Here is a 7,668-nt window from a genome sequence, read left to right as displayed (position 1 = left end):
AAAATTGCAGCAGGTCACAAAATGATTGATTTAAGTATCGGGAATCCTGATATGCCACCTGCTGACTTTGTAAGAGAAGAAATGGTACATACAGCCAATCAAAAAGAAAGCTATGGATACACATTAAGTGGTATTCAAGAATTTCACGAAGCTGTAACTGAATATTACAACAACACTCATAATGTTATATTAAATGCCGATAAAGAAGTTTTATTATTAATGGGGTCACAGGACGGACTCGTTCATTTACCTATGGTTTATGCGAATCCGGGAGATATTATATTAGTTCCTGATCCAGGATATACAGCTTATGAAACAGGAATTCAAATGGCTGGAGCAACATCTTACTACATGCCTTTAAAGAAAGATAATGATTTCTTACCTGACTTAGAGCTAATTCCTGAAGAAATTGCAGATAAAGCGAAGATGATGATTTTAAACTTCCCAGGGAATCCAGTTCCAGCAATGGCTCATGAAGATTTCTTTAAAGAGGTAATTGCATTCGCGAAAAAGCATAACATTATTGTTGTCCATGATTTTGCTTATGCTGAATTTTATTTTGATGGTAATAAACCAATTAGCTTCCTCTCTGTGCCTGGTGCTAAAGAAGTTGGCGTAGAAATTAACTCTTTGTCAAAAAGTTATAGTTTGGCAGGTAGTCGTATTGGATATATGATTGGAAATGAAGAAATTGTTCGTGCACTTACTCAGTTTAAATCCAATACAGATTACGGAGTGTTTTTACCAATTCAAAAAGCGGCATGTGCTGCACTAAAAAATGGTGCTGCTTTTTGTGAGAAAAACCGCTGTATTTATCAAGAACGTAGAGATACTTTAATCGATGGGTTCAAAACATTTGGCTGGAATGTCGATAAACCAGCTGGTAGTATGTTCGTTTGGGCTGAAATTCCGAACGGCTGGACTTCTATAGATTTCGCATATGCATTAATGGATCGTGCGAATGTCGTTGTTACGCCAGGTCATGCATTTGGACCTCACGGAGAAGGCTTTGTACGTATTGCACTCGTTCAAGATAAAAAAGTGCTACAACAAGTAGTTGAAAACATTAGAAATAGTGGTATTTTTTCTCTTGAAAAAGTAAATGAATTAGTTAAAAATTAATGATAACTCCCCTGCTTAACTGTAGCAGGGGTATTATTTATTGGAGGTATTTTCATATGCACATTGAAGACACTCTTCCTCATCGTTATCCATTTTTAATGGTTGATAAAGTAACAAATGTAAAACATGGTGAATCCGTTACGGGATATAAACTCATTACAAATAATGAATGGTTTATAAATGATAGTCAAAAACATATGCCTCATATGTTAATTGTAGAAGCACTTGCTCAGCTTAGTGCATTTGTACATACGAGTGACTCTGAAGGACTAGGCTTTCTCTCCTCTTTAGATGGGGTTGTATTCCAAGGAAAAGCATATCCCGGTGATAAACTTGATTTACATTATGAGCTATCTCGCAATCGCCGAGGTTTTATTCTAGGTAAAGGCACCGCAACTGTTAATAATCAGCCGATTGTAACGATAGAAAAGCTATTAATATATCAAGCTGATTAGAGTATTCCTTACATTAGTTGAGAGTATGATTTAACACGAAAGCATATTACGTAGTTAGGAGCAGGTAAATGGAAAGTACGATCGGTATCGATGCTGGAGGAACATTAACGAAAATTGCTTATTTGAACGAAAAAATGCAATTAGCTTTTGAAAAGTTTTATTCAAATGAACAAAATAAAATAATAAATTGGCTTAAGCAAAACACTGGTAAAAAACAAATATGTATTACAGGTGGTAAAGCAAAACAATTACAGCAACTACTTTCACCCTCATATAAAATAGTAGAACTAAACGAATTTGAAGCTACTCTTATAGGCGTCCGCTACATGTTAAAAGAAGAGAAATATGCTGTAAACAACTTTATTTTAACAAATATCGGCACAGGTACTTCTATTCATTACGTTTATAATGACAAATATATTCGAGCTGGTGGAACTGGTGTTGGCGGTGGTACTATTATGGGACTTTCAAAATTATTAACAAATCTAGATCATTTTGAAGATGTGATCCCTTTAACAAAAGTAGGTTCTAGAAAAGAATTAGATATTACAGTTGGTGATATTTATGGCGGTATTCTCTCCCCTATTGATAATAGTTTAACTGCAAGCAATTTTGGTAAAGCCGCTACTATAGAATCAAATTATAATAGCTCAGATATACTTGCTACTGTACAAGGACTCGTCGGTGAAGTCGTTACTGCATTAAGCCTTCAATTCGCCGAAACAAAAAACATTGACCATATTATTTATATTGGTTCGACTCTATGTAATAACATACATCTTCAAAATATTATTAGTAGCTACACAAAATATCAAAATAAAATACCTATTTTTTTACAAGATGGTGGTAATAGCGGTGCGATTGGAGCTTTACTTCATGTTACGAATAAAAAAAGCTGACTTTTGTCAGCTTTTTGAAATGCGGATTTTATACGCTAAAACAGTCTCTACATGTGAGATTTTATCTTTGTTACTGTAAAAATCAACTAGTTCCCCAGCTAGAGGTGATTGTTGACGTAAAATTCGTTAGCTGTAGTAAAAAAACTATTTTCTTACCTTTTTTTAATAAAATTTCAATAATTCATTTATAAATACACTAACTCAATTATCAATTTACTACAGCTTTTTTGCGTAATATACAGAAAGGAAGTTAAATTCTATATGTAATAATATTGGGAAAACAATTGATAGTGTGGAATCCGTAATCATACCATGTATTATTCCCCCTAAAAATGCGAACAGCATAAATTTTATACTAGTCTGATTAAATTTGTAATATTGTAAGTGAGATACAGCAAATAGAAAGGAAGATATTAGAATTGGTAGCGTAACTGGTATGTAAGCTATTTCAAAATTAGAGAGGATCGGGAATGCGTTGTTAAGTATTGGTATAATCATCCCTCTAAAAATTACTTCTTCAAAAATAGGATACATAATTACAAAGTTTAAGATATTCTTTTTCCCAATTGGATTATATCCTGAGTATCGTGAAATGACAATATTCGTTATCAAAGCAATCAAGATTAATACAACAATTGATTCATAGTGAATTGGTAAACGGAATACATAATTATCTACATAAAAATAACTAATTATCGTCAGTATTGTCCCCCATATATAAATAATCTCATTTTCTATCTTGCGGTACAACGTTTTTCCAATAATAATGCCAACTGTAATATCAACAATTTTATATGAAAAAGCTAATAAAACAGCAAGTACTAACGCAATAAAGTAGCTCATATCGACTCATTACCTCCTCTCAAAAAGAACTATTTTCAGTTCATGTATTTGATTTACCACATTACCATACATTTCTTTCATTCATTATAAAATTTTACCATATAGTGGTGATTTTGAGAGGGAAAATTAGTTACATAGCATATAATGATTTCATAAAAACAAAGACTTCTCAATAGAGAAGTCTTTGTTTTTACACTGTATGATTACTATTCCCCCGCAAAACTTTCCTAAACTTTATAAAACAAGCAATTCTCCAAGGAATAATATACGAGACAGCAATAACATAAAATAATAAACCAATTGTTTGTTGATCTAAGTCTACAATATATTTCCTTGAACCATACCTTAAAACGACAAGTGCAATAAAAGTAATTAAGAAAGCAGCACTTTTTTTCGTATAAATATTCCCATCATCTCTTCGTTCATAATTTGTTAATACTATAAGCGGCACAGCGAAAAGTCCCCCAATGAATACCGCTATAATTACTTGTAATATAGCTGGATGTACGGGACCAAAAAACCATACAACACCTGGTGTTAAAAATAATAATGGCCATAAAATACGTTTTCCTGATCCCTTTATTGGCTTATGCATGGAACGATAACGACGCCAGAATATTAATAGTGCAATGCCTAAAAAGACTGTAATGAGTGAAGATGTGTCTCCCATTTCCTATCCTTCTCTCTATAGTAATCTAATAATATTTCAAATCGTTTTTTCGAATGATACTTTACGAATAAATATACTACTAGTTATGATATAAAGAACAGTTAATCCAATTGAAATAACAGTAAAATACGGTATATCTACTAAAGATCCATCACTCGTAAATAATAAACCGGTTACCCCCGCTTCTCCATAAAGTACACTATTTGTTGATAAGAAAAGGGTCCCACCAATCATAAGACCGATCCACTGAAATCGTTGTTTAAAAACTACTACCACTTGAAAGAAACATGCTGTTGTAACATAAAATAAAAATTGCAAAATAAATTGTTGCACCGATTGCTCCCAAAAACTAACATTTACTAAATTATATTTTATATCTTGTAAAAGCATAACTTGAAGAAATGAAAATAATGCAGATTGCAATACGATATAACAAATTGCCCCGATAAAATATTGTATTCTCGTTACACCGAATGAAATAGCTAAACGAAAAAGCTCATCTTGAATGATGAAAACACTCCCTACTATAAATAACATAATTGCTATTGAAGGGTTATTTATAATTTCGGGTAAATAACCAATGTTCACTCCATTTAAATGTGCAGCATTTAAAACCCCTTTTATTAATAAAGCTACAATCCAAAATATTAAAATTGCTTTATAATGAAAATTAATATGTAACTTTAACTGCTTCATTAATATCGTCATTTCACTTCACCACCAGTTATGTGAATAAATAATTTTTGTAATGTTATTCCATCAACTACTAATCCTAATTTTTCAATAGAGTCATAATCTTCATTAGACAATTCTTCCCATATAACAGCAATACCCTTATTTCCATAAACTTCTCGATTTAATACTTTTTTATTGATCAAGAACTCGTCCACTTTATCCTTTTGGCCTGAAATAATCTGAACTTGTTGTAATAAATCTTCCACCAATGATTGAACAACTAATCTTCCTTCTTTTATGATTATCACATCTTCAATCACATGAGTTACTTCTTCTACTAAATGTGTGGATAATATAATAGTTCGTGGATACTCACCGTAATCTTCTAGGAGTAGACTATAAAATAATTCACGATGCGCTGCGTCTAAACCTGTAGTTGGTTCATCAAAAATTGTAATTGGTGCCCTGCTTGCTAATCCTTGAATAATTCCAACAACTGTTTGCATACCGTGTGATAGCTTATGATATTTCATTTTCGTATTAAGCTGAAATTTATCAGCGAGTTTTTCAGCATACTTTCCATCCCAGTTTTTATAAAACATGCTACACATCTTAAAAATATCTTTTACTTTATAACTGAAATGTGCTTCTTCTTTCACTCTAACAAAACAAATATTTTGCATTGCTTTACTATTTTCAAAAACATTTTCACCAAATATTGATATGCTACCACTACTTGAAATAATTTGGCCTGCAAGTAAATTTAATAGTGTCGTTTTTCCCGCTCCGTTTCTACCGAGCAAACCATATATTTTATGCTCTTCCAATGAAATCGTTACTTCATTTACTGCTACTTTCTTTTTATATTTTTTCGTTATATCTTTCGTCTCAAGAGCAATCATTCCTCTTTCCCCTCCCTCGTAATTTTTTGAATCATATCCATCAATTCATCTTTGGATATTTCTAATACTTTTGCTTCTTCCCACACTTTCGGTAAATATTCGGTCATAAAAGTATTTTGTCTTTTTTTTAGTACGACTTCTTTCGCTCCTTTTGCAACAAACATTCCGATCCCTCTCTTTTTATATAGAATCCCTTCGTCAACTAATACATTTACCCCTTTAGCTGCAGTAGCTGGATTAATTTGTAACATCTTCGCAAATTGATTTGTTGATGGAACTTGTTCTTCTTCAAGCAATATGTCTTTTAAAATATCAGATTCAATCGTTTCTGCAATTTGTAAGTATATTAATTTATTTTGCTCCAGAGTAGGTTTCACAATTTCACCACCTTAGTTCGGTTCATAGGTTCATTACTTATGTAATTAACCATATCACATAAATATATTCATTTCCATAAATTTCTTTTACAAAAAAAGAGAGTCATTCGTTTAAGAATGGCTCTCTTTCTAAAATTTCGAAGTTTCAACTCTTGTTCTCAAATTCTTTTCATTTATACCATTTTGACAAAAGTTAAATGGTTGTCCTTTTATTGACTTTGTACGATCTACTATTTGCCCTAAATGATAACTTGTGTGCTCCACTAAATGTAATAAACTATGAAGTTCAATATGTCTTTTTTCTTCCCATGCTTGTATATATGCTTTTCCCCATCCATCAAATACCTTTTCAACGTACTGTAGCAAAACTTCAGTATGTTGTCGCTTTGTTGGAAAATACTCCTCGATTCCCTTTTCAAAAACTATATTTGGATTTTTATAACGACTAGTATTTCTCTGCATATGTTCACAAATATGCAGTACGATTCCACCAATTGAATTAACAGACTTCCCTTGTTTCCATAAATCATCTTCACTAACGAACTGAATTGCCTGTACTAACTTAGGTAAATAATGAGCCTGCATTCTATGATAAGAAATTTTGTATACTAACTCCATCTTTCTCCCTCCAATTATTTCGACCACTTTACTGGATATTTAACAAATAAAGATTTTCGGAAATCTTTATCATTCACAAGCCTATTAATTTTTTCGTTATTATCATTAAGGAACTTTACTACTTTCTTTTTATCCCATATATTATCTTCTTTTGGAAAATCATTAAAATTTTCATACAAGATTGGTAGTATTTCTTCTCTTTTTATCGTAAACTTTTTATTTTCTACTTGGAAATCAAAAGCTTTTGCATTTGGTACTAAAATCGCTAGATAAATAGCATTAAAGAGAAAATTCTTCTTTATTGTATCCTTACCATCAAACCAATACGTCTCAACCATGTCTTCTGTAAGAGGGCCACTCCCTTTTGCACCATAGTTCACCTTTATACTTTCATTCTCTAAACTTACACTTTGAAATGTTTCACCACCGGGTAAATGATTAACAATTGCAACTACATCTGAGTTATTCCCAACGTATGTCCCCGCATATTTCTTAAACTCACCAGGTTCAACATCGGATATTTCTTTTATTCTTTCTCCTCTAGAACAAGCAGTAATACATAAAAAAATTGTTAGCATAACAACTACATTACGATGCATATATTTCATTTAGCATCCCCCATTTTTATCGATATTTCGTTAATTACAATACACCTTCTCAAAACCCTTTAAAATATACGCATTTTAATCAAAATTAAAAATTTTCATTTTTTATGTTTACAATTATCCATTAATTGTATATACTTACTAACGTAAGAAAAATATTCTAAAAGGAGGTCGAAGGAAATGATGAAATTACAATTACATGCTTTAACTTTAGCGTTAACTGCACCTGTGTTTTCTGGACAATTAAATATGAATTCGACCACCCTAATGGAGAATTGAAAATCGTACATTATTTCGATTAATTCATAAATTCGCCACAGGAGGTCGTATACTTTCCTGTGGCTTTTTCACGCCTGGCCATAGGAGAACTATATCTTCCTGTGGCTTTTTTGTGCGATTTTTTAGTCTCTTACATTATTTTTTAAAGAAAGGAGCAACATTCGATGACTATTAGCGTATTGTTTTTAAGTATTACGATTCAAAGAAATAAAATTTCTAAAGA

General features: G+C 31.8%; 11 protein-coding genes. 4 read left to right on the top strand and 7 right to left on the bottom strand.

From position 1 onward, the window contains the following. The 3 genes from MR079_RS26820 to coaW form a co-directional block, all read left to right on the top strand. Positions 1–1,122 (top strand): LL-diaminopimelate aminotransferase (locus MR079_RS26820; protein ID WP_242294957.1); only part of this gene is annotated, 1,122 nt, incomplete at its 5' end. Positions 1,123–1,178: 56 nt separating this feature from the next. After that, on the top strand, positions 1,179–1,577 hold the full coding sequence (locus tag MR079_RS26815) for a 3-hydroxyacyl-ACP dehydratase FabZ family protein (protein WP_139865892.1): 399 nt from the start codon (positions 1,179–1,181) through the stop codon (positions 1,575–1,577). Positions 1,578–1,645: 68 nt separating this feature from the next. Then, on the top strand, positions 1,646–2,476 hold the full coding sequence (gene coaW, locus MR079_RS26810) for a type II pantothenate kinase (protein ID WP_139865893.1): 831 nt from the start codon (positions 1,646–1,648) through the stop codon (positions 2,474–2,476). Between the two features lie 216 nt (positions 2,477–2,692). Here the strand turns inward: coaW and MR079_RS26805 are convergent, their stop codons facing one another. From MR079_RS26805 to MR079_RS26775, 7 genes are all read right to left on the bottom strand, one after another. Beyond that, positions 2,693–3,319, bottom strand: a complete 627-nt coding sequence (locus MR079_RS26805; protein WP_242294956.1) for a CPBP family intramembrane glutamic endopeptidase — start codon at positions 3,317–3,319, stop codon at positions 2,693–2,695. 190 nt (positions 3,320–3,509) lie between these two features. Then, entirely contained in the window at positions 3,510–3,989 is a 480-nt protein-coding gene (locus MR079_RS26800; RefSeq protein WP_242294955.1) for a CcdC family protein, read from the bottom strand. Positions 3,990–4,025: 36 nt separating this feature from the next. Next, positions 4,026–4,697 (bottom strand): DUF4052 family protein, encoded by a 672-nt coding sequence (locus tag MR079_RS26795; RefSeq protein ID WP_242294954.1) that lies wholly within the window; start codon positions 4,695–4,697, stop codon positions 4,026–4,028. Then, positions 4,694–5,566, bottom strand: coding sequence for an ATP-binding cassette domain-containing protein (locus MR079_RS26790; RefSeq protein ID WP_139865897.1), 873 nt, complete (start codon positions 5,564–5,566; stop codon positions 4,694–4,696). The genes MR079_RS26795 and MR079_RS26790 overlap by 4 nt, the downstream gene beginning before the upstream one ends. Then, positions 5,563–5,943 carry a GntR family transcriptional regulator gene (locus tag MR079_RS26785; protein ID WP_139865898.1) on the bottom strand — a complete coding sequence of 127 codons (381 nt, stop codon included), beginning with the start codon at positions 5,941–5,943 and terminating at the stop codon, positions 5,563–5,565. Before MR079_RS26785 ends, MR079_RS26790 begins: the two co-directional genes overlap by 4 nt. A gap of 129 nt (positions 5,944–6,072) precedes the next feature. Further along, complete coding sequence (locus MR079_RS26780; protein ID WP_242294953.1) at positions 6,073–6,561, bottom strand: DinB family protein; 489 nt, start codon at positions 6,559–6,561, stop codon at positions 6,073–6,075. Between the two features lie 14 nt (positions 6,562–6,575). Continuing rightward, on the bottom strand, positions 6,576–7,169 hold the full coding sequence (locus MR079_RS26775; RefSeq protein WP_242294952.1) for a DUF4825 domain-containing protein: 594 nt from the start codon (positions 7,167–7,169) through the stop codon (positions 6,576–6,578). Between the two features lie 440 nt (positions 7,170–7,609). Between MR079_RS26775 and MR079_RS29490 the strand changes: the two genes are divergently transcribed. Next, on the top strand, positions 7,610–7,668 hold a 59-nt coding region (locus MR079_RS29490), incomplete at its 3' end, for a YrzI family small protein (protein ID WP_396022969.1).

Origin of the sequence: Bacillus cereus group sp. BfR-BA-01381 (assembly GCF_022663555.1) — a bacterium.
Lineage (GTDB): Bacteria > Bacillota > Bacilli > Bacillales > Bacillaceae_G > Bacillus_A > Bacillus_A pacificus.
This window is presented reverse-complemented; position numbering and strand designations above follow the sequence as displayed.